The 21,119-nt window shown below is 60.9% G+C and carries 18 protein-coding genes; 12 read left to right on the forward strand and 6 right to left on the reverse strand.

Annotated features, from left to right (window positions below; translation table 11 throughout):
* A partial coding sequence (locus LMG28727_RS34195; protein ID WP_236591956.1) for a hypothetical protein occupies nt 1-225 on the forward strand: 225 nt, incomplete at its 5' end.
* 49 nt (nt 226-274) lie between these two features.
* Here LMG28727_RS34195 and LMG28727_RS16060 read toward each other — a convergent pair.
* Nucleotides 275-1,546, reverse strand: a complete 1,272-nt coding sequence (locus tag LMG28727_RS16060) for an SGNH/GDSL hydrolase family protein (RefSeq protein WP_201643319.1) — start codon at nt 1,544-1,546, stop codon at nt 275-277.
* A 105-nt stretch (nt 1,547-1,651) separates the two neighbouring features.
* Nucleotides 1,652-3,274 carry an NAD(P)/FAD-dependent oxidoreductase gene (locus LMG28727_RS16065; protein WP_201643320.1) on the reverse strand — a complete coding sequence of 541 codons (1,623 nt, stop codon included), beginning with the start codon at nt 3,272-3,274 and terminating at the stop codon, nt 1,652-1,654.
* 216 nt (nt 3,275-3,490) lie between these two features.
* On the opposite strand from LMG28727_RS16065, the gene paaA reads away from it, so the two are divergent.
* From paaA to LMG28727_RS16105, 8 genes are all read left to right on the forward strand, one after another.
* A complete protein-coding gene (gene paaA, locus LMG28727_RS16070; RefSeq protein WP_201643321.1) occupies nt 3,491-4,489 on the forward strand; it encodes a 1,2-phenylacetyl-CoA epoxidase subunit PaaA in 999 nt (332 codons plus the stop codon).
* A gap of 39 nt (nt 4,490-4,528) precedes the next feature.
* A complete protein-coding gene (gene paaB, locus LMG28727_RS16075; protein ID WP_007179854.1) occupies nt 4,529-4,813 on the forward strand; it encodes a 1,2-phenylacetyl-CoA epoxidase subunit PaaB in 285 nt (94 codons plus the stop codon).
* Nucleotides 4,814-4,821: 8 nt separating this feature from the next.
* Nucleotides 4,822-5,625, forward strand: a complete 804-nt coding sequence (gene paaC, locus LMG28727_RS16080) for a 1,2-phenylacetyl-CoA epoxidase subunit PaaC (protein ID WP_201643322.1) — start codon at nt 4,822-4,824, stop codon at nt 5,623-5,625.
* Between the two features lie 17 nt (nt 5,626-5,642).
* A complete protein-coding gene (gene paaD, locus LMG28727_RS16085; RefSeq protein ID WP_201643323.1) occupies nt 5,643-6,188 on the forward strand; it encodes a 1,2-phenylacetyl-CoA epoxidase subunit PaaD in 546 nt (181 codons plus the stop codon).
* A 1-nt stretch (nt 6,189) separates the two neighbouring features.
* Nucleotides 6,190-7,278: a 1,2-phenylacetyl-CoA epoxidase subunit PaaE gene (gene paaE, locus LMG28727_RS16090; RefSeq protein ID WP_201643324.1), complete on the forward strand. Its 1,089-nt coding sequence runs from the start codon at nt 6,190-6,192 to the stop codon at nt 7,276-7,278.
* A gap of 147 nt (nt 7,279-7,425) precedes the next feature.
* A complete protein-coding gene (locus tag LMG28727_RS16095; RefSeq protein ID WP_201643325.1) occupies nt 7,426-8,238 on the forward strand; it encodes a DUF1835 domain-containing protein in 813 nt (270 codons plus the stop codon).
* Nucleotides 8,239-8,252: 14 nt separating this feature from the next.
* The gene (locus LMG28727_RS16100) at nt 8,253-8,864 is read left to right on the forward strand and encodes a TetR/AcrR family transcriptional regulator (protein ID WP_201643326.1); all 612 of its coding nucleotides are present in this window, start codon (nt 8,253-8,255) and stop codon (nt 8,862-8,864) included.
* Between the two features lie 239 nt (nt 8,865-9,103).
* Nucleotides 9,104-9,772: a GNAT family N-acetyltransferase gene (locus LMG28727_RS16105; protein WP_201643327.1), complete on the forward strand. Its 669-nt coding sequence runs from the start codon at nt 9,104-9,106 to the stop codon at nt 9,770-9,772.
* A gap of 111 nt (nt 9,773-9,883) precedes the next feature.
* On the opposite strand, the gene LMG28727_RS16110 is transcribed toward LMG28727_RS16105, so the two are convergent.
* Nucleotides 9,884-10,381 (reverse strand): Lrp/AsnC family transcriptional regulator, encoded by a 498-nt coding sequence (locus LMG28727_RS16110; protein WP_201643328.1) that lies wholly within the window; start codon nt 10,379-10,381, stop codon nt 9,884-9,886.
* Nucleotides 10,382-10,540: 159 nt separating this feature from the next.
* Between LMG28727_RS16110 and hppD the strand changes: the two genes are divergently transcribed.
* The gene (gene hppD / locus LMG28727_RS16115) at nt 10,541-11,638 is read left to right on the forward strand and encodes a 4-hydroxyphenylpyruvate dioxygenase (protein WP_201643329.1); all 1,098 of its coding nucleotides are present in this window, start codon (nt 10,541-10,543) and stop codon (nt 11,636-11,638) included.
* Nucleotides 11,639-11,800: 162 nt separating this feature from the next.
* Here hppD and LMG28727_RS16120 read toward each other — a convergent pair whose 3' ends face one another.
* On the reverse strand, nt 11,801-12,001 hold the full coding sequence (locus LMG28727_RS16120) for a hypothetical protein (protein ID WP_201643330.1): 201 nt from the start codon (nt 11,999-12,001) through the stop codon (nt 11,801-11,803).
* A gap of 360 nt (nt 12,002-12,361) precedes the next feature.
* Between LMG28727_RS16120 and LMG28727_RS16125 the strand changes: the two genes are divergently transcribed.
* Entirely contained in the window at nt 12,362-15,961 is a 3,600-nt protein-coding gene (locus LMG28727_RS16125; protein WP_201643331.1) for an indolepyruvate ferredoxin oxidoreductase family protein, read from the forward strand.
* Nucleotides 15,962-16,072: 111 nt separating this feature from the next.
* Here the strand turns inward: LMG28727_RS16125 and LMG28727_RS16130 are convergent, their stop codons facing one another.
* Together LMG28727_RS16130 and LMG28727_RS16135 are read right to left on the reverse strand one after the other, a co-directional pair.
* The gene (locus LMG28727_RS16130) at nt 16,073-18,355 is read right to left on the reverse strand and encodes an NADP-dependent malic enzyme (RefSeq protein WP_201643332.1); all 2,283 of its coding nucleotides are present in this window, start codon (nt 18,353-18,355) and stop codon (nt 16,073-16,075) included.
* Nucleotides 18,356-18,729: 374 nt separating this feature from the next.
* On the reverse strand, nt 18,730-19,962 hold the full coding sequence (locus tag LMG28727_RS16135; protein WP_201643333.1) for an MFS transporter: 1,233 nt from the start codon (nt 19,960-19,962) through the stop codon (nt 18,730-18,732).
* A 397-nt stretch (nt 19,963-20,359) separates the two neighbouring features.
* On the opposite strand from LMG28727_RS16135, the gene LMG28727_RS16140 reads away from it, so the two are divergent.
* Entirely contained in the window at nt 20,360-21,046 is a 687-nt protein-coding gene (locus LMG28727_RS16140; protein WP_074281967.1) for an orotate phosphoribosyltransferase, read from the forward strand.
* The last annotated feature ends 73 nt before the right edge of the window (nt 21,047-21,119 follow it).

The raw sequence follows: 21,119 nt of genomic DNA on the forward strand, positions 1-21,119 counted from the left end.
CTGTTAATTTTTAAAGATCGATCCGCAAAACCCGCAGCGCCCACTTCCAACTTCCCGGCACCGCTTCGTTCTGCGTCGCTGCGTCTGCAGCAGAGAAACGAGATTATGAAGGCTCTTTTTCGTTTCGTCAACAGTATTTTTTCGCTTTCGCTTAAAAACCTGTTCACGTCACAGCCGCTGGTTTCTGCCGCGGCCCTCGTTCGCAAACGAGGAGGCGAATCTTAGGTGAACATGCGCCTCGTGACAAGGGTTTAACGGAATCTTTTTTGACGACTCACTTACGGGTCGAACTCACCAGTGCATCCATCGGAACCGCTTCGGCCATTGCGGCGTAGCCGGCATCGCTCGGGTGGATGTGATCCCCGCTGTCAAACGCGCGCTGAAGGCGGTCAGGTTGCGCCCGATCACGTAGTGCGGCATCGAAATCCACGACGCCGTCGAACGCGTGACTGGAGCGAATCCACTGGTTGACGGCGAGACGAATGCTCTCCCGCTCTGCCGGCAGGGATGCCGGCGTCAACGTTGCGCCAAATATCTTGACGCCACCGTGTCGCGAGGCGGCAATGACCCGCTGGTAGCCAGCAATCAGATCCGCCGCTGTCACCGAGGTATGCGGGGAATCGCAGTCGAGCCCGCCACGGGGCGGCATCGCAGCGAAATTAATGTCGTTGATACCGATCAGCAGAATCGCTGTCTTGACGCCCGGTTGCCGCAACACGTCGCGATCAAAGCGACGCGCGAGCGCGTCGCCGTAACAGGCGGAGTCGTTCAGCAGCCGGTTTCCGCTGATTCCAAGATTGACGATCGCGGTCGAGCGGTTGCCCGTCTCGGCTAGCCGCCGGGCCAATGCGTCTGGCCAGCGGCGATTCTGGTTCAGGCTGGAACGCATGCCGTCGGTGATCGAATCGCCGATCGCGGCAACCGCAACCATCGGCGCAGCCGCCTCGACCGACAGTCCCGTCACCCACACGTACTGGGTAAACCGTCCGCGAAACGCTTCCGCCGACGCGTCCGCTGCATGGTTACCCGGCGCGGAAATATAGTTGACCTGGTTCGATACCCGATGCCAAGCCACGATCCGCTGCTCCGGCCCCATGAAAGCACTGACGGCATAGGGCGTGCCTTCTGTGATTCCAATAGCAACCGGATCGCTATCCAACTCCCCGCCGGCCGGAATACTCACGCCGCTTTTGCCGCCGAAGGTGACGTGCGTCGAATCCTTTTCACTAGCAGCCGCGCCACCTCCCGACCGTGCGATGCGCAGATCGTCGATCACGAGCGGCGTCTTGCCGTACTCGTTGCTCAGGTGAATTCTTGCGGATGGGCCCGACACCGTCGGGTAAATGATCTGGCGGACGGTGCGCCCAGCCACCTCAGGCGCCCGGTACAACGCCGGCAGATCGGCTCGCTGCGGAATGGGTTGCAGCGCCGTCGCCCAGGCAGCGACCCAATGCCCGGGTGCATCGGCGGCAAAAACGGTGGGGGAAACAGCAAATTGGGCAAGCAGCGCCGCGCCGCAAGCAGCAACTAAGGTGCGAATGGTCATTCGGATGGTCGGTGGAGGGTTCAGGCCAAACGTGCATTGTGCCCGATCACACCGGTGCTCGCGGACGGCGGCGGCGGCTCGTGCACGCCGCCGCGCCCAGCTTGATTAACCCGCCCGCGCCCCAGTCATGTTCAACGCAAGCGCTTCGGCAACCTCGATTCCGTCGATAGCCGCCGAATAAATTCCGCCGGCATACCCTGCGCCTTCGCCCGCCGGATACAGCCCCTCGACGTTCATGCTCTGATAATCGTCCCGGCGACGCACGCGAATCGGCGACGACGTTCTCGTCTCCACGCCCGTCAGCACGGCGTCATGCATGGCGAAACCGGCGATCTTCTTGTCCATTTGCGGCAGCGCTTCGCGAATTGCCTCGATCACGTAGTCGGGCAACGCGGTGCTGAGATCCGTGGGATGCACGCCGGGCTTGTACGACGGCACCACCGAACCGAGCGACGTAGACGGCCGACCCGCAATAAAATCACCGACCAGTTGACCCGGCGCCATATAGTTGCCGCCGCCAAGCTCGAACGCGCGTTCTTCCCATTTGCGCTGGAAAGCGATGCCGGCAAGCGGACCGCCGGGGTAATCGTCTGGCGTGATGCCGACCACGATCCCTGCATTCGCATTGCGCTCCGCCCGCGAGTACTGGCTCATCCCGTTCGTGACGACCCGGCCGGGTTCGGACGTCGCCGCCACCACCGTACCGCCCGGACACATGCAGAAGCTATAGACCGCCCGCCCGTTGCTGGCGTGATGCACCACCTTGTAGTCGGCGGCGCCCAGCTGTTTGTGACCGGCAAACTTGCCGAAACGGCTGCGATCGATCAGACCCTGCGGATGCTCGATCCGGAAACCGAGCGAAAACGGCTTCGCTTCAATATAGACACCGCGATTGCTCAACATTTCGAAGGTATCGCGTGCGCTGTGACCCACCGCGAGCACGACGTGATCACAACGGAGCGTCTCGCCCGTCGACAACTTCAGACCGCGCACTTTGCCGTCGTCAATCTCGATATCGTCAACGCGGGTTTCGAAGCGCACTTCGCCGCCCAGCTCATGAATGGTCGCGCGCATCTTTTCGACCATGCTGACCAGACGGAACGTGCCGATATGCGGCCGGCTCAGGAACAGAATGTCTTCCGGCGCACCGGCCCGGACGAATTCGTCGAGTACCTTGCGGCCATAGTGCTTCGGGTCCTTGATCTGGCTATACAGCTTGCCGTCCGAGAACGTGCCCGCGCCGCCCTCGCCGAACTGCACGTTCGACTCGGGATTGAGCACCGACTTGCGCCACAGCCCGAACGTATCTTTCGTGCGCTCGCGCACGGCCTTGCCGCGCTCGAGAATGATCGGACGAAAACCCATTTGCGCGAGGATCAAACCGGCGAACAGCCCGCACGGCCCCATGCCGATCACCACCGGGCGCAGCGTGGTCAATTGCGCCGGCGCCTTCGCGACGAACTTGTACGTCATGTCCGGCGTCACGCCACAGTGCGGCACGTCGGCAAGCCGCTTGAGCGCAGCCGCCTCATCCGTCACCTCGACATCGACGATGTAAGTGAGCTTGATGTCGGCGCGTTTGCGCGCGTCGTGCGCGCGGCGAAACACGGTGTAGCGGATGAGCCCCTCTTTACCCACGCCGAGTTCCGCCAGGCGGGCACGGACAGCCTCTTCGAGAAGATTCTCAGGGTGATCGAGGGGAAGTTTGATTTCGCTTAGACGTAACATGAGATACCGGGATGCAGATGGGCCGCAAATCGCGGCCAATTCGCAATTTTATAGGTTAAGTGTGAGCGCGGGGCGGCAGCGCTAACGAAACGCCTCCGCAGCAACCCCCGACCTCTTCCTGTCGCCACGATTCATCGGTCTCAAAAAATTTATAAACCGACCGGTCGGTTGGTTTATACTGTGCCGACACAGACAACTTCCGCAGAGAGCGTCCCCATGTACACGCAATCCCTGGATATTCCCGGCAATGTCGCGTCGCTCGAGGCGGGCGCGAGTTCGCCCGAGCAGACCCAATTCGACGCGGTCATGGCCGCTGACGGCAAAATCGAAGCACAAGACTGGATGCCGGACGCTTACCGCAAGACGCTGGTGCGGCAAATCTCGCAGCACGCGCATTCGGAGATCGTCGGCATGCTGCCGGAGGGCAACTGGATCAGCCGTGCCCCCAGCCTGAAACGCAAGGCGATTCTGCTCGCCAAGGTGCAGGACGAAGCGGGTCACGGGCTCTATCTATATAGCGCGGCCGAAACGCTCGGCGTATCGCGCGATCAGCTGATCGCCGCACTGCATTCGGGCAAAGCCAAGTATTCGAGCATCTTCAATTACCCCACGCCCACCTGGGCCGACGTCGGCGTGATCGGCTGGCTGGTGGATGGCGCGGCGATCATGAATCAGATTCCGCTGTGCCGCTGCACCTACGGACCGTACGCCCGCGCGATGATCCGCATCTGCAAGGAAGAGTCGTTTCATCAGCGCCAGGGTTTCGACGCGCTGATGTCGATGATGGCCGGCACCGAAGCTCAACGTGAGCTGGTCCAGCAGGCGGTGAACCGCTGGTGGTGGCCGGTGCTGATGATGTTCGGTCCGAGCGACAAAGATTCGATCCATAGCAACCAGTCGTCGAAATGGGGCATCAAGCGCATTTCCAACGACGACCTGCGCCAGAAATTCGTCGACGCCACCGTCGATCAGGCCAAGGTACTCGGCGTCACGCTGCCCGACCCGGACCTGAAATGGAACGAAGCGCGCGGCCAGCACGATTACGGCGACATCGACTGGGAAGAATTCTGGCGGGTCGTCAATGGCGACGGCCCGTGCAATCGCGAACGCCTCGCTACCCGCGTCAAAGCCCATGACGAAGGTGCGTGGGTTCGCGAAGCCGCCCTCGCCCACGCTGAAAAGCAACGCCAGCGTGCGCAACAGCACGCCGCCTAACCCGAGCGACGTACCGGACAAAGAATCAGGAGAGCAGCAATGAACAAGGAATGGCCGATTTGGGAAGTCTTCGTGCGCAGCAAGCAGGGACTCGACCATAAACACTGCGGCAGCCTGCACGCCGCCGACGCGCCGATGGCACTGCGCATGGCGCGCGACGTCTACACGCGCCGCCAGGAAGGCGTGAGCATCTGGGTGGTGCCGTCGTCGGCGATCACGGCGTCTGCGCCGGAAGACAAGGCGGAGCTGTTCGAACCGGCTGGCGACAAGATTTATCGCCACCCGACGTTCTACACGCTCCCCGACGAAGTCAACCACATGTAAGCGCCGCCATGAACCCGACGCCCCAACATCTCCAATACGTGCTGCGTCTCGCGGATACCGCGCTGATCCTCGGTCAGCGTAATACCGAGTGGTGCGGCCACGGCCCGATCCTCGAAGAAGACATCGCGCAGTCGAACATGAGCCTCGATCTGATCGGCCAGGCGCGTCTGCTATACACGCACGCCGCCACGCTCGAACAGCAGCTCAACGGCAAGACGCGCACGGAAGACGACTACGCGTACTTTCGCGCCGAGCGTGACTTCGCCAACTACACGTTGGCCGAGTTGCCGCATTTCGGCCCGCTGTGCGGTACCGCGCAGGCCGAAAAGGATTACGCGGTCACGATCGTGCGCAACTTTCTGTACTCGACGCTGATGGCGCATTTGTGGACGGCGCTGACTACTTCCGCTGACGCGCAACTCGCGGCAATCGCGTCGAAGTCGATCAAGGAAACCAGCTACCACGTGCATCACGCGAGCGAGTGGCTGATCCGTTTCGGCGACGGCACCGACGAATCGCACCGCCGCGCACAAGCCGCGCTGGATTATCTGCTGCCGTACACGCGTGAGTTTTTCAGCGCGGACGTAGTGGAAGACGCCATCGCAGCCGCCGGCATCGGCCCGAAAACGTCGGACCTCGAAGCGGCCTGGCTCGACGATGTCCGCGCGACGCTGGAGCAAGCCACGTTGACGCTCCCCGATGCGGTCAAACACATCACGACCGGCAAGCACGGCGAGCATTCCGAGCACATGGGCTTCGTTCTGGCAGAGATGCAGAGCCTCGCTCGCCAGCATCCCGGCGCGACCTGGTAACCCACGGCACTCCGACGATGACGACAACCTCGACAGCTCCGCACGCCGCCGACCCCACGCTTGAACGTGCGTGGGCCGTGCTCGAAGCGGTACCCGACCCAGAAATCCCGGTGGTATCGATCCGCGAACTCGGCATTCTGCGCGATGTGCGCCGCGACGTCGACGGCACGCTCGAAGTCGTCATCACGCCGACCTACTCCGGCTGCCCGGCCATGTCGCAGATTGCTGAAGATGTCGGCCACGCGCTCGACGTCGCCAACCTCGTGCCGTATCGCATCGCCACCGTGTTGGCTCCCGCGTGGACCACCGACTGGATGACCGCCGACGCCCGCGAAAAGCTGCGCAACTACGGCATCGCGCCGCCCACGGGCAATTGCGGCTCGGCTGCGCCGTCGCAGGAAAAGGTCATGCGCTTCGTGCCGCGCTCGTTGCCCGCGCCTGCGTGTCCGCGCTGCGGCTCGGCTCACACCGAGCGTCTCGCGCAATTCGGTTCGACCGCCTGCAAAGCCTTGTACCGCTGCCTCGACTGCCGCGAACCCTTCGACTACTTCAAACCATACTGATATGGCCACTCCGCAATTTCATCCGCTGCGTATTCGTGAAGTTCGGCCCGAAACCGTCGACGCCGTTTCGGTTGCCTTCGAAGTCCCCGCCGAACTGCGCGATCACTATCGCTTCACGCAGGGCCAGTTCGTCACGCTGAAAACGCACATCGACGGTGAGGAAACGCGCCGCTCGTATTCGATCTGCGTCGGCGTCACCGATTACGACCGCGACGGTGAGTTGCGCATCGGTATCAAGCGCGTGCGAGGCGGGCGGTTCTCGAACTTCGCGTTCGACACGCTGCAGCCCGGCCACACGATCGACGTGATGACGCCTGACGGTCGCTTTTTCACCCATCTGAACGCCGATCAGGGCCAGCAATACCTCGCTTTCTCAGGGGGCTCGGGCATTACGCCGGTGCTGGCGATCATCAAGTCGACGCTCGAAGTCGAGCCGCGCAGCACGTTCACGCTGGTGTACGGCAACCGCAGCGTCGATCAGATCATGTTCGCGGAAGAACTGGAAGATCTGAAAAACCGCTTCATGAATCGGTTCGTGCTTTATCACGTGCTGTCCGACGATTTGCAGGACGTCGAGTTGTTCAACGGCGTGCTCGATCAGGAAAAATGCGCAGCGTTTATCGAAAACCTGCTGCCCGCCGAGGCAATCGACGAAGCATTCATCTGCGGCCCCGGCCCGATGATGGACGCCGCCGAAGCCGCGCTGAAAGCCGCTGGCGTGCCGGCCGACAAGGTCCACGTTGAACGCTTTGGTTCGCCGCTGCCGCAAGCGGGCGTGCCGCCCGTCGAAATCACCGAAAACACGCCGGCCGCGGACCTGGAAATCGTGCTCGACGGAAAGCGTCGCAAGCTGCGCCTGCCGTATCAGGGCGTGAGCGTGCTCGATGTCGGTCTGCGTGCCGGTCTCGCGTTGCCGTACGCGTGCAAGGGCGGCGTTTGCTGCACGTGTCGCGCGAAAGTGCTAGAAGGCGAAGTGAAGATGGAGAAGAACTACACGCTGGAAGAACATGAAATTCGCGACGGTTTCGTGCTGACGTGCCAGTGCCATCCGATCAGCGACCGCGTGGTGGTGAGCTACGACGAGCGTTGAATCTCGCGCAGTGGCCGTGCCTGGTGCGACATCCATAGCGCTTTCAGCAGTCCCGCGATCCGCTTACACTAGGGGCCGCTCGCGTCCGGACATCTGTTCCGGTCGACGGGCGGCCCCTTTTGTTATTGCCACGCCCAGCCACTTCCCATGAGTACGATCCACCTCACCAATGGCGATGTCGCCGCCGAGTCACTGCGCGCCGCGCTCGCCGAAGCGGGCCGCGACGATCGCGTGCACGCGTTGCGTGACGATCTGGCGGTCGGTCCGTTACGCGGCATAGACGACGTGGCGGAATTGCGCGCGAACTTCTGGGACCGTGTCAGCGCGGACACCCGGCGCGATTTCGTCCGCGAATGCCGCGAACAGACGGCGGCTCTGGAGACAATCGCCCGCGGCGAAGCCAATCTGGTGGTGTGGCACGCCGACAGTGCGTCAGACCAGTTGATGCTGCGCCGCGTGTGCTATCACCTTCGCAATAGCCCGCAGCGTCTGAATGAAGTGCGTCTGTCGATTCGCGATCTCACCGATCCGGGAGCATGGGCGCATAGCCGCAAAGACCGCGCGACCTCGGTCGGCATGTTTGCGCCGGCGGTATTACAGGCCCGTCTGCCCGACGCCGCGCCGATCTCCGTGCTGCGCATCAGCCGGCTCGCGCTCGAATGGCAGGAAGTCAAACACGCGAACGGCGAGACGCGGCGCTGGCGTGACAACACGTTCCAGAGCGGCACCTTCGCCGAACTGGACGCGCTGATTCTCGATCGCATTACCGACGGGTGGCAACCCGCCGCGCGGATCGCCGCCGACGTGATGAGCGCCGAACTCCACTTTCTGGTCAGTGACACGATTGTGCTGTGGCGGCTGCGCGAACTGGCCGCAATCCGGCGCATCCGGCTACGCGGCGACGCAAACGCCTGGCGCACACTGGAATTGAGCTCGGCGCTCACCCCCTGTCCACACTAATAAAACAGACGACTATGGCCCGCACCCGAGCCCCCGACCACGAAACCCAACGCGAGCAGATCCTCGAACTGGCTGCGGCAAAATTTGCGCAGACCAGTTACCCCAGCACGTCGATGGCCGATCTTGCCGCCGCGAGCGGCACGTCGAAAGCCCGTCTGTACCACTATTACGCGAGCAAAGAAGCGATTCTGTTCGACCTGCTGGATAGGTACACAAAACGGTTGATGCTGATCATCGCCGAGGTGGAAGGCGCAAGCCAGCGCCGCGGCCTCAGCGAACATGAGACGTTCGCCGAGTTGATCCGTGCATTTCTGTCCGAATATGAAACCTCGCACAGCCGGCACGTCGCGCTGCTGAACGACGTCAAATATCTGGTCGACACCCAGCGCGAAGTCATCCTGAACCGCCAGCGCGATGTCGTCGCGGCCTTCGCGCGACAACTGGCTCGCGCCTATCCGGAGCGGGCCACGCGCGACAACCAGACCGCCCTGACGATGATGGTGTTCGGCATGATCAACTGGACCTTCACGTGGCTCAAGCCGGACGGCCGCATGGGCTACCGTGAATTCGCCGAACAGGTGGTGAATATGGTGGACCACGGTCTGGGCTCGCCGGCACGTTCTTGATTGATGCATAGCAGCAATTTGCAGAACACTGGAACCGTGCAGCTGATATGCGACATCGTGCCACGAACGCTCGTTCAGTTTATTTTTCTTTATAAATCATAAATTTAAAAATGCCGCCCCATTTTTTTAGTCACCTTCTTCGGAATTAGATACGGGTTTTCCCTAGTGATCGCTAGCGGTTTCCGCTAAAATCGTTTTTGCGGTGCACCACGCCGCTCGATCAAAAGGAGAACCCGACCATGAACATTCTGACAACCCGCACCGCCGAGCAGATCGTCGCGCACGATCGCGTATCGCGGCCGGCAGGGCGTGCGCCTGTTCTGGTCCGTGAGCTCACCGCCATCGACCGCGACCGCCTGCTGGCCCACTTCCTCGCACTCGACGAAGATGACCGCCTGCTGCGCTTCGGCCAGGTCGTACCTAACCATGTGATCGAAAACTATGTACGCGCCATTGATTTCACGCGCGACACCGTTTTCGGCGTCTTCAATAGCAAGCTGGAACTCAGTGGCGTCGGGCATCTTGCCTATCTCCCCGCTGAAGGCGACAAGCGCACGGCGGAATTCGGCGTGTCGGTGCTGGAAAGTGCACGCGGCGAGGGTATCGGCTCGAAGCTGTTTGAGCGCGCCGCCATTCGCAGCCGCAATACGCACGTCACGACCCTCTATATCCACTGCCTGTCGCGCAATTCGACGATGATGCACATCGCGAAGAAGGCCGGCATGAAGATCGAATACGCGTATGGCGAAGCCGACGCTTATCTGACGCTGTCGCCGGCGGATCAAACGAGCATCATCGCTGAGATGCTTCAGGAACAGGCTGCGGTGTTCGACTACGCGCTCAAGCGCCAGGCCCGCCAGGCATCCAAGTTGTTCGAGTCGTTCATGCCGACGGCCGCTGCGGCCTGAAAAGTCTGGACTGACGCAGCGATAGCAGCTTCGGCGAAATGAAAAAGCAGCCCCTCGGGCTGCTTTTTTTCGTTCTGACGTTCATGCGCCTTCACGTTCAAAGCGCATCGCTCACAAGATGGGCAGCGCCGTCGTCTCCTTAAACTTTTCCAGTGAGAAGCTCGACTTCACGTCGATCACCGACGGATGGTGCAGCAACTGGTCCTGCACGAAACGCGAAAAGTGCGCCATGTCCTCGACCTGGACTCGCAGCAGATAATCCATATCGCCGGTCATCGCGTGACACGCGACCACCTCCGGCCATGTCTGGACCGCCGCACGGAACAAGTCGGCATGGGTGACATCGCCGCGCGGACTCAGCGCCGACCCACCGCGCTTTTCCAATCGCACGTTCACATAGGCGAGCAGGTCGAGCCCCAGCAATTGCGCATCGAGCAACGCAACGTAGCCGCGAATCACCCCACTCTCTTCCAACCGCCGAATCCGCCGCAGACAGGGGCTGGGCGACAGGTTGACGCGCTCGGCGATCTCCTGATTCGACAGCCGTCCATTCTCCTGAAGGATCGCGAGAATGCGCCGATCAATTGCGTCTATTTCTACGTGAGCCATATTCTGCCGTCCGATCGATAAATCGAGCTAGAAAATAGCGCCAGCGTAACGATAGGCAATTAAGTTCGCAAGTTTTCGTCGCCATGGGAAATCTACACTTGCGTCATTCAGTCGCAATCAAGCGCACATTCCCCACTCGAGCAAATCAGGAGACACGCAATGAGGGTTTCAACTTGGGATAACCCGGTCGGCACCGACGGTTTCGAATTCATCGAATACACCGCGCCGGACCCAAAGGCACTCGGCAAGCTGTTCGAACAGATGGGCTTCACCGCCGTCGCGAAACATCGTCATAAAGATGTGACCCTGTATCGTCAGGGCGAGATCAACTTTATCGTCAACGGGGAGCAGGACTCGTTCGCGCAACGTTTCACGCGCCTGCATGGCCCTTCGATCTGCGCGATCGCGTTCCGCGTTCAGGACGCGGCCAAAGCCTACAAACAGGCGCTGGAAAAAGGCGCGTGGGGCTTCGACAACAAGACCGGTCCGATGGAACTGAACATTCCGGCCATCAAGGGAATTGGCGACTCGCTGATTTACTTCGTCGACCGCTGGCGCGGCAAGAACGGCGCGGAGCCGAACAGCATTGGCAACATCGACATTTACGACGTCGACTTCGAGCCGATTCCCGGCGCGAATCCCAATCCCGTCGGCCATGGCCTCACCTACATCGATCACCTGACCCACAACGTGCATCGTGGACGCATGCAGGAATGGGCGGAGTTTTATGAGCGCCTGTTCAATTTCCGCGAAGTGCGTTACTTCGACATTGAAGGCAAGGTGACGGGCGTGAAATCCAAGGCGATGACCTCGCCGTGCGGCAAGATCCGCATTCCGATCAACGAAGAAGGATCGGATACCGCCGGCCAGATTCAGGAGTATCTCGACGCGTATCACGGCGAAGGTATTCAACATATCGCGCTTGGCAGCAACGACATCTACCGTACCGTGGATGGTTTGCGCGCGTCCAACATTTCGCTGCTCGACACGATCGACACTTACTACGAGCTGGTTAACCGCCGCGTGCCGGATCATGGCGAACCGCTCGACGAACTACGTAAGCGCAAGATTCTGATAGATGGTGCGCCGGATGATCTGCTGCTGCAGATCTTCACCGAAAACCAGATTGGGCCGATCTTCTTCGAGATCATTCAGCGCAAGGGCAATCAGGGTTTTGGCGAGGGCAACTTCAAGGCATTGTTCGAATCGATAGAGCTGGATCAGATTCGGCGGGGTGTGGTGCAGGATAAAGCCTGACAACTGGCAATTGACGGTTGCCATGTGGCAGCTAGACCAGAACAGTCAGTGACCACCAATAAAAAGGGCGCGGATCTCACGATCCCCGCCCTTTTTACTTGCGCTGCCGTTCTGGCTAGAACAGCAACTGGTTATCAATCAATACACCGCATGGGCGGCACATCACGAATTCTGGTCTTCCTCGTCCGTTTTCGTGGAGCGCGAGACACGCGCCATAGCCACGCTTGCGGGAGCGACTTGAGCCGTACGGCTAATCGCGTTCGACAGCGCCCCCGCGCTGCCCGAGTTGGAGCGCACCGGGGCGCTCATGGCGAAGAATGCAGCTGAGACCATCAGGAAGGTCTGGATATTTCTAGTGTTCATGCGTACTCCTTTTCTAACTACCCTGTTGTCCTGAAGCTCCACAGAATGTGAAGCGTTGCGTAGACATTGCTCACAGGTGCCGTTTAGACAGCAATTTGCACCACGGTTCCTTAATTTTTTAGCTTTTACAGCTTGTTACAGGACCGCCCAAGAAATAAGCAACCACCACCAAAAAGCCGTCGACATTACACGCGAATCACGCTGCATTGCGGCATTTTTAACGCAACGCGGCGGGTTTCTCCGAGTGCTACCATCGCTTAAAACACGTCAATATGACGGTCCCGGCCCAACGCATTCACAAGATGCTGCCGGCCCCAAAAAAGTTTTGGTGATCCCAAGCTGAGTGGAGGAGTACACATAATGAATGCCCCGCTAGACGCCGGTCAGCGAGCCAGGCTCGAAGCCGCGCTGACGTCCGTTACGCTCGACGACAAATACACGCTCGAACGCGGCCGCGCGTATATGAGCGGCATCCAGGCACTGGTCCGCCTGCCGATGCTGCAACAGGAACGCGACCGGGCCGCCGGCCTCAATACCGCCGGTTTTATTTCCGGCTACCGTGGATCGCCACTCGGCGGACTCGACCAATCACTGTGGAAGGCGAAACAGCATCTCGCCGCGCACCAGGTCGTGTTCCAGCCCGGCGTCAACGAAGACCTCGCGGCGACCGCCGTCTGGGGTTCGCAACAGGTCAATCTGTACCCCAGCGCCAAATACGACGGCGTGTTTTCGATGTGGTACGGCAAGGGCCCTGGCGTCGACCGTTCCGGCGACGTTTTCAAGCATGGCAACTCCGCGGGTTCCGCGCGAAATGGCGGCGTTCTCGTTCTCGCTGGCGACGACCACGCAGCTAAATCCTCTACGCTCGCGCATCAGTCCGAACACATTTTCAAGGCATGCGGGCTGCCCGTGCTGTTCCCGTCGAACGTGCAGGAATATCTCGACTTCGGTCTGCACGGCTGGGCGATGAGCCGGTACTCCGGCCTGTGGGTCGCGATGAAGTGCGTGACCGACGTGGTTGAATCGTCGGCTTCGGTGGATATCGATCCGCATCGCACGAAAATCATTCTGCCGGAAGATTTCGCGATGCCCGACGGCGGGCTGAATATCCGCTGGCCCGACCCGCCGCTCGTGCAGGAAGCACGTCTGCTCGACTACAAGTGGTACGCCGCACTCGCCTATGTCCGCGCAAACAAGCTGGACCGTATCGAAATCGATTCGCCGCACGCGCGCTTCGGCATCATGACCGGCGGCAAAGCATATCTCGACGTGCGCCAGGCCCTCACCGATCTCGGTCTCGACGACGAAACCTGCTCGCGCATCGGTATCCGGCTCTATAAGGTCGGTTGCGTGTGGCCGCTCGAGGCGCAAGGCGCGCACAGCTTCGCGAAGGGACTCGACGAAATTCTGGTGGTCGAGGAAAAGCGCCAGATCCTCGAATACGCGATCAAAGAAGAGTTGTACAACTGGCCCGACGCGCAACGTCCGCGTGTGTTCGGCAAGTTCGACGAAAAAGATGGCGCAGGCGGCGAATGGTCGGTGCCGATGGGCAACTGGCTGCTGCCGGCGCACTACGAACTGTCGCCCGCGATCATCGCGAAGGCGATTGCCACTCGGCTCGACAAGTTCGACCTGCCCTCCGACGTGCGCGCGCGTATCGCCACGCGCATCGCGGTGATCGAAGCCAAGGAAAAAGCGCTCGCTCGACCGCGCGTCGAAGCCGAGCGCAAACCATGGTTCTGCTCGGGCTGTCCGCACAACACGTCGACCAATGTGCCGGAAGGTTCGCGTGCGATGGCCGGCATCGGCTGCCATTACATGACGGTCTGGATGGACCGCAGCACCAGCACGTTCAGCCAGATGGGCGGCGAAGGCGTCGCGTGGATCGGCCAGGCGCCGTTCACCAACGACAAACACGTGTTCGCCAATCTCGGCGACGGCACTTATTTCCACTCCGGGCTGCTGGCGATTCGCGCGGCGATCGCGTCGAAAGCCAACATCACCTACAAGCTGCTCTACAACGATGCGGTCGCGATGACGGGTGGCCAGCCCGTCGACGGTGTCTTGACCGTGCCGCAAATCACGCATCAACTTGCCGCTGAAGGCGCGTCGAAAATCGTCATCGTCACGGATGAGCCGGAGAAATATTCGGCGAACGTCGGTCTTGCGCCGGGTATCGATATCCACCATCGCGACAAGCTCGACGAAGTGCAGCGCGAACTGCGCGAAGTGTCGGGCACGACGATCCTGATCTACGACCAGACGTGCGCGACGGAAAAGCGTCGTCGCAGGAAACGCGGTGCTTATCCCGATCCGGCACGGCGTGTCGTGATTAACGAGGCTGTGTGCGAAGGGTGTGGCGATTGCTCGGTGAAGTCGAACTGCCTGTCGGTCGAACCTTTGGATACCGAATACGGCACCAAGCGGCAGATCAATCAGTCGACCTGCAACAAGGATTTTTCGTGCGTGAACGGGTTCTGCCCGAGCTTCGTGTCGGTCGAAGGCGGTCAGTTGCGCAAGCCGAAGGCGACCTCCGGCATTGCGGGCGACGCGATGCCGCCGGTCCCCGAACCGGAACTGCCTGCAATTGATCACCCCTATGGCGTACTGGTGACGGGCGTCGGCGGAACGGGTGTCGTGACGATCGGCGCCTTGCTCGGCATGGCCGCCCATCTGGAGAACAAGGGCGTCACCGTGCTCGACGTCACCGGCCTCGCGCAAAAAGGCGGCGCCGTGATGAGTCACGTGCAGATCGCGAACCATCCGGCCGACATCCACGCAACCCGCATCGCGATGGGCGAAGCGAGTCTGGTGATCGGCTGCGATGCGATCGTCACGGCCAGCGACGAATGCGTGTCGCGGATGCAGGCCGGTCGCACGCGTGTGGTGCTGAACAGCGCCCATACGCCGACCGCCGAACTCATCAAGAATCCGAACTGGCGCTTTCCGGGCAGCAGCACGGAGGCCGACGTGCGTGCCGGTGCGGGCGACGAAGGTGTCGATACGGTCGATGCAAATCACTTCGCCGTCGCGCTACTCGGCGATGCGATCTATACGAATCCGTTCGTGCTCGGCTATGCGTGGCAGAAAGGCTGGGTGCCGTTGACGTATCAATCGCTGATGCGCGCAATCGAGTTGAACAACGTGCAGATCGAAAAGAACCGCGCCGCGTTCGAATGGGGTCGCCGTGCCGCACATGATCTCGCTGGAGTTCGCAGGCTCGCGCAATCGCAGGGACGAGGCGCCGCGGAGGAAACGACGAGCAGCAAGATCATCGCTCTGCACACGCCAAAGGCGCTCGACACGCTGATCAACAAGCGCGCCGACTACCTCGCTGCGTGGCAAAACGATGCCTATGCGCAGCGGTATCGCGCGCTGGTGTCGCAGGTGCGTGCAGCGGAATCAACGCTCGATTCACCCGACGCTCAGTTGCCATTGACTGAAACCGTCGCGAAGAATCTGCACAAGCTGATGGCGTACAAGGACGAGTACGAAGTCGCTCGTCTGTACAGCGATCCGGCATTCATCGAAAAACTGAAAGCGAATTTCGAGGGCGACTGGAAACTGCACATTCACCTCGCGCCGCCGACGTTCTCGAAGAAAGACGCTCATGGCCATCTGATTAAAAAGAAGTACGGCCCGTGGGTGTTCAGCGCGATGCACGTGCTTGCCAGACTCAAGTTCCTGCGCGGTACTGCGCTCGATGTTTTCGGCAAGACAGAAGAGCGTCGTACCGAACGGGCGTTGATCGGCGAATACGAAGCACTGGTACGCGAACTGATCAGCGGACTGACTGCGCAGAAACGCGATCTGGCGATTGAACTCGCGAACCTGCCGGAGGGTATTCGCGGCTACGGCCACGTGAAGGAGAACAACCTGAAGGGCGTGCGGATCAAATGGAACGAGTTGCTGGCGCGCTGGCGTTCACCGGAAACGGGAAAGACGCAGCACGCGGCTTGAGTCCGGTTTGACTCGACGGAAATAAAAAGCGGTTGTCCTCACGGACAACCGCTTTTTTTTCGTGCGTTGAAAGCGCCACGGCATCTTTCCCGCCGCGCCATCACTCACCGATTACTTGCTTTTCACCGGCTTGCGCGCGTTAGCCGAAGCCACCGCCGTCATGTTGATGATCCGACGCACGGTCGCGGCCGGCGTCAGAATATGCACCGGTTTTTCAGCGCCCAGCAGGAACGGGCCGACCGTTACGCCTTCACCGCCAATCATCTTCAGCATGTTGTACGTGATGTTCGCGGCTTCCACGTTCGGCATGATCAGCAGATTCGCTTCGCCGCTCAGCGTCGTGCCCGGGAACGCGGCCTTGCGGATCGCTTCGGACAATGCGGCGTCGCCATGCATTTCACCGTCGATTTCGAGCGAAGGTGCGCGTTCGGCAATCAGCTTGCGAGCCGCCGCCATGCGTTGCGACGACGACGACGGCGCGCTGCCGAAGTTCGAGTTCGACAGCAACGCAACCTTCGGCGTGATACCGAATTTCTCGATTTCACCCGCGGCGAGAATCGTCATGTCGGCGAGTTGCTCAGCGGTCGGCGTTTCGTTCACATACGTGTCGCAGATGAACAGATTGCGGCCCGGCAGCATCAGCAGATTCATCGCGGCGAAATTCTGCACGTTCTGCGCCTTGCCCAGCACCTGCTCGATGAACTTCAGATGCGTGTGGTACTGGCTGATCATCCCGCAGATCATGCCGTCGGCTTCGCCCAAACGCACCAGGATCGCGCCGATCAGCGTGTTGAACTTGCGCATCGCGGCCTTCGCGACATCCGGCGTGACGCCTTCGCGTGCGCCGAGTTCGTGATAGGCCTGCCAGCATTGCTGATAGCGCGGATCGTCTTCCGGATCGACGATCTCGAAGTCTTCACCGCACTTCAACTTCGAGCCCATCTTCTTCAGACGCATCTCGATCACCGACGGACGGCCGACCAGAATCGGCTTGGCGATCTTTTCGAGCAGCACGAATTGCGCGGCGCGCAGCACGCGCTCGTCTTCACCTTCGGCGAACACGATGCGAGCCGGTTCCGACTTGGCCGCCGCGAACACCGGACGCATGACCATGCCGGTGCGATACACCGTCGTGCCGAGTTCTTCGCGATACGCGTCCATGTCTTTGATAGGACGGGTCGCGACACCCGAATCCATCGCAGCCTGTGCGACGGCCGGCGCGATCTTGATGATCAGACGCGGATCGAACGGCTTCGGAATCAGATACTCCGGGCCGAATTCGAGCGAGTGGCCTTCGTACGCCTTCGCGACTTCATCGCCCTGGTCGGTTTCTTCGGCCAGCTCGGCAATCGCGCGCACGCACGCGAGCTTCATTTCTTCCGTGATCGTGGTTGCGCCGACATCCAGCGCGCCACGGAAGATGAACGGGAAGCACAGCACGTTGTTGACCTGGTTCGGGTAATCCGAACGGCCCGTTGCAATAATGCAGTCAGGGCGAACCTTCTTCGCTTCTTCCGGACGGATTTCCGGTTCCGGATTGGCCAGCGCGAGAATCAGCGGCTGAGTGCCCATGTCGACGACCATTTCCGGCTTCAGCACGCCTGCGCTCGAGCAGCCGAGGAACACGTCGGCGCCGCGAATCGCGTCAGCCAGTGTGCGCGCTTCGGTGTTCGCCGCGTAACGTTCCTTCGACGGATCGAGGTTGCCGCGACCTTCGTAGATCACGCCCTTCGAGTCGGTGACGAGAACGTTCTTCTTCGACAGACCGAGGTTCACCAGCAGATCCAGACACGCGATGGCGGCCGCGCCCGCGCCCGAACACACCAGCTTCACCTCGTCGAGTTTCTTGCCAACTACTTTCAGGCCGTTCAGGATTGCCGCCGACGCGATGATCGCGGTGCCGTGCTGATCGTCGTGGAAAACGGGAATCTTCATGCGCTCGCGCAGCTTCTTCTCGATGTAGAAGCACTCGGGCGCCTTGATGTCTTCGAGGTTGATGCCGCCCAGCGTGGGTTCGAGCATCGCGATGGCGTCGACCAGCTTGTCCGGGTCGGTCTCGGCGAGTTCGATGTCGAACACGTCGATGCCCGCAAACTTCTTGAACAGACAGCCCTTGCCTTCCATCACCGGCTTCGCTGCGAGCGGGCCGATATTGCCAAGGCCGAGCACCGCCGTGCCATTCGTGATCACGCCGACCAGGTTGCCACGCGACGTGTACTTCTGTGCGTCGAGCGGTTCATCGTAGATCGCCATACAGGCTGCGGCGACGCCCGGCGAGTAAGCGAGCGACAGATCGAGCTGATTCGATAAGGGCTTGGTTGGCGTGACCGAAATCTTGCCGGGTTTCGGATTCTGGTGGTATGCGAGAGCGCTTTGCTTAAGTTGTTCGTCCATTTTTTTAGCCTGCGAGACGTAAGAAAATTGGCCGGGCACACCACACCGTTGACGTCGCATTCATCTATCGAATAGATAATCGACCGAGGCGGATTTTGCGTGCGCCGAATAGACGACGCGCCGAGCCGCGACGGAGGACAGAACAGTGCGGAGTGCTTCGCGGGCCGACCAGTGTACACCCCGAAAGCGTCGTTGGACTGCGTGGTTAACACTGCTCACCATCCGCGAAACGCCGGCTGGTTATGGTGCGGCGCCGCATGAGAGGAACCGGTTGCCGCAGGCGGCCGATGCTCATATCGGCGCGTGTTATAGCGTCTATTTCCGTCGCGACATGAACCGTTCACAAGTCGCGTGTACGCGAAAATCGCGCGGGCTTATTCGAGCTCGGCGCCGCGTCGTTCGGGAATCAGAAAGAGTGTCGCGAAGATGTCGAGCAGATAGATCGACGCGAGAAAAACCAGTGCCACGCCGAACGAATAGCGTGCGGCCAGTGCGCCTACCGCGACGGGCCCGAAACCGCCCACCGCGCGACCGATGTTGAACAGCACGTTCTGCGCGGTAGCGCGTGCGTCGGTCGGATAAAGCTCGGAAATCAGCGCACCATAACCGCCAATCATCCCGTTGACGAACACACCCATTGCCGCGCCGCCGATCAGCAACGCCATTGGCGTACTCAGGTGCGCGTAGACGAACACCATCACCACGGCGCCCGCCTGGTAGAACAGGAAGGTCGGCTTGCGTCCGAAGCGGTCAGCGGCCAGGCCGAACAGCCAGATGCCAGCCGCCATGCCGAGCACCGTGACCGCCGTCCACACGCCGGATCGGGTCAGCGAATAGCCAAATGTTTTCGACAGATAGCTCGGCAGCCAGATCATCAGACCGTAGTAGCCGAAGTTCTGCACCGAACACAGAATCGTGACCCCGATGCTGGCGCGCGTGGTGCGGCCGTCCGCGACCAGCAATTTAAACGGCGCCTTGCGCATGCCGCGCGCGACGCGCTCATTGAACAACGCGGGTTCCTCGACGCGGCGTCGCACGAAAAACGACACGACCGCGGGCAACAGACCGAGCGCGAACATGCCGCGCCAGCCGATCAACGGCAACAGTAGCGGCGTCAGTAACGCAGCCGCCAGCACGCCGAGTTGCCATCCGAGGCCCACATACGACGACGCCCGCGCCCGCTGCGACGCCGGCCAGGCCTCGGCCACCAGCGTCATGCCGATGCCAAACTCGCCGCCCAAGCCGATTCCGGCGATGGTCCGGTAGATCAGCAGATCGGTATAGCCTTGCGCCAGCGCGCACAATCCGGTGAAGACGGCGAAGATCAGGATTGTCCACGTCAACATTTTCACGCGGCCGAAATAGTCACTGAGCACGCCGAAAATCACGCCGCCCGCGACCGCGCCAATCAACGTCCACGTGACGAGCGAACCCGCCTGCGTCGAACTCAAATGCAGATCCACAGCGATCACCGGCAACATGAAACCGAGGATCAGCAGATCGAAGCCGTCCATCGCGTAACCGAGCACCGAGGCGATCAAAGCCCGACCCGCGTAGCCTTTCTGGGCGGAGACGGGGGTATCGGTGGCGGAGGAGGCGGCAGTCATTGAAAGCATTCCGTAGGTCAGGTGAGCGGCCACGTCATGCGGCGCCCGGGAAATTCGCGTGAGTGTAAAGGCGCCCCAGGTTGCTCACAAGCGGGCAAAAAACGTGAGAGGTCGGGTGGGATGACGTTGTCTTTTTCGTCCGTCGAGCTTGCCCGGCATGGCCGTTATAAGCGTGATTCGTGGCGGCGGTGCACGCCAGCCTCCTCGGAAGCACCCATTTCGGGTAAAATATCGGCCTACGCGCGTAGCAAAAACCGGCCTTTATTCGCTTTCAGGCGCACTAACAGGCGTCACTGTCCGGCAGCGTATTCCGCCCAGCATGGCGCGGCATACCTCGCTTGCTGCGCCACCGGGCCCCGCGCCCGCTTCTCCCCGCTCACACCCAAGGATCCCGCCCATGACAGGCTTCGATCGCCAGACGATCTCCGACACGACCGCCAAGATGCTGCTGGAAGTTCAGGCAGTGCACTTCAACGCGGAGAAACCGTACATTTTCACGTCCGGCTGGGCGAGCCCGGTTTATATCGATTGCCGCAAGCTGATTTCGTATCCGCGCGTGCGCCGTGGCCTGATGGAAATGGCTGAAGCCACCATCCTGCGCGACGTCGGCTATGAACAGATCGACGCGGTCGCCGGTGGCGAAACCGCCGGCATCCCGTTCGCGGCATGGCTGTCCGACCGCCTGATGGTGCCGATGCAATACGTGCGCAAGAAGCCGAAGGGTTTCGGCCGTAACGCGCAGATCGAAGGCCTGTTGACCGAAGGTCAGCGCGTGCTGCTGGTCGAAGACCTGACCACCGACAGCCGCAGCAAGATCAACTTCATCAACGCGCTGCGCACCGCTGGCGCGACGGTGAACCACTGCTTCGTGCTGTTCCACTACAACATCTTCAAGGAAAGCGTGTCGGTGCTGAAAGACATCGACGTCGACCTGCACGCGCTGGCCACGTGGTGGGACGTGTTGCGTGTCGCGAAGGCAAACAACTACTTCGACACCAAGACGCTCGACGAAGTGGAAAAATTCCTGCACGCACCGGCTGAATGGTCGGCAGCACACGGCGGCGCAAACGCAACGCCGCAGTAAGCCCGGTCGCGTCACGCGGATCAAGCGCACTGGTTGAAAAAAGGCCGCCTGTCGTGAGACAGGCGGCCTTTCT

This window comes from Paraburkholderia metrosideri (genome assembly GCF_904848625.1).
Taxonomy (GTDB): domain Bacteria; phylum Pseudomonadota; class Gammaproteobacteria; order Burkholderiales; family Burkholderiaceae; genus Paraburkholderia; species Paraburkholderia metrosideri.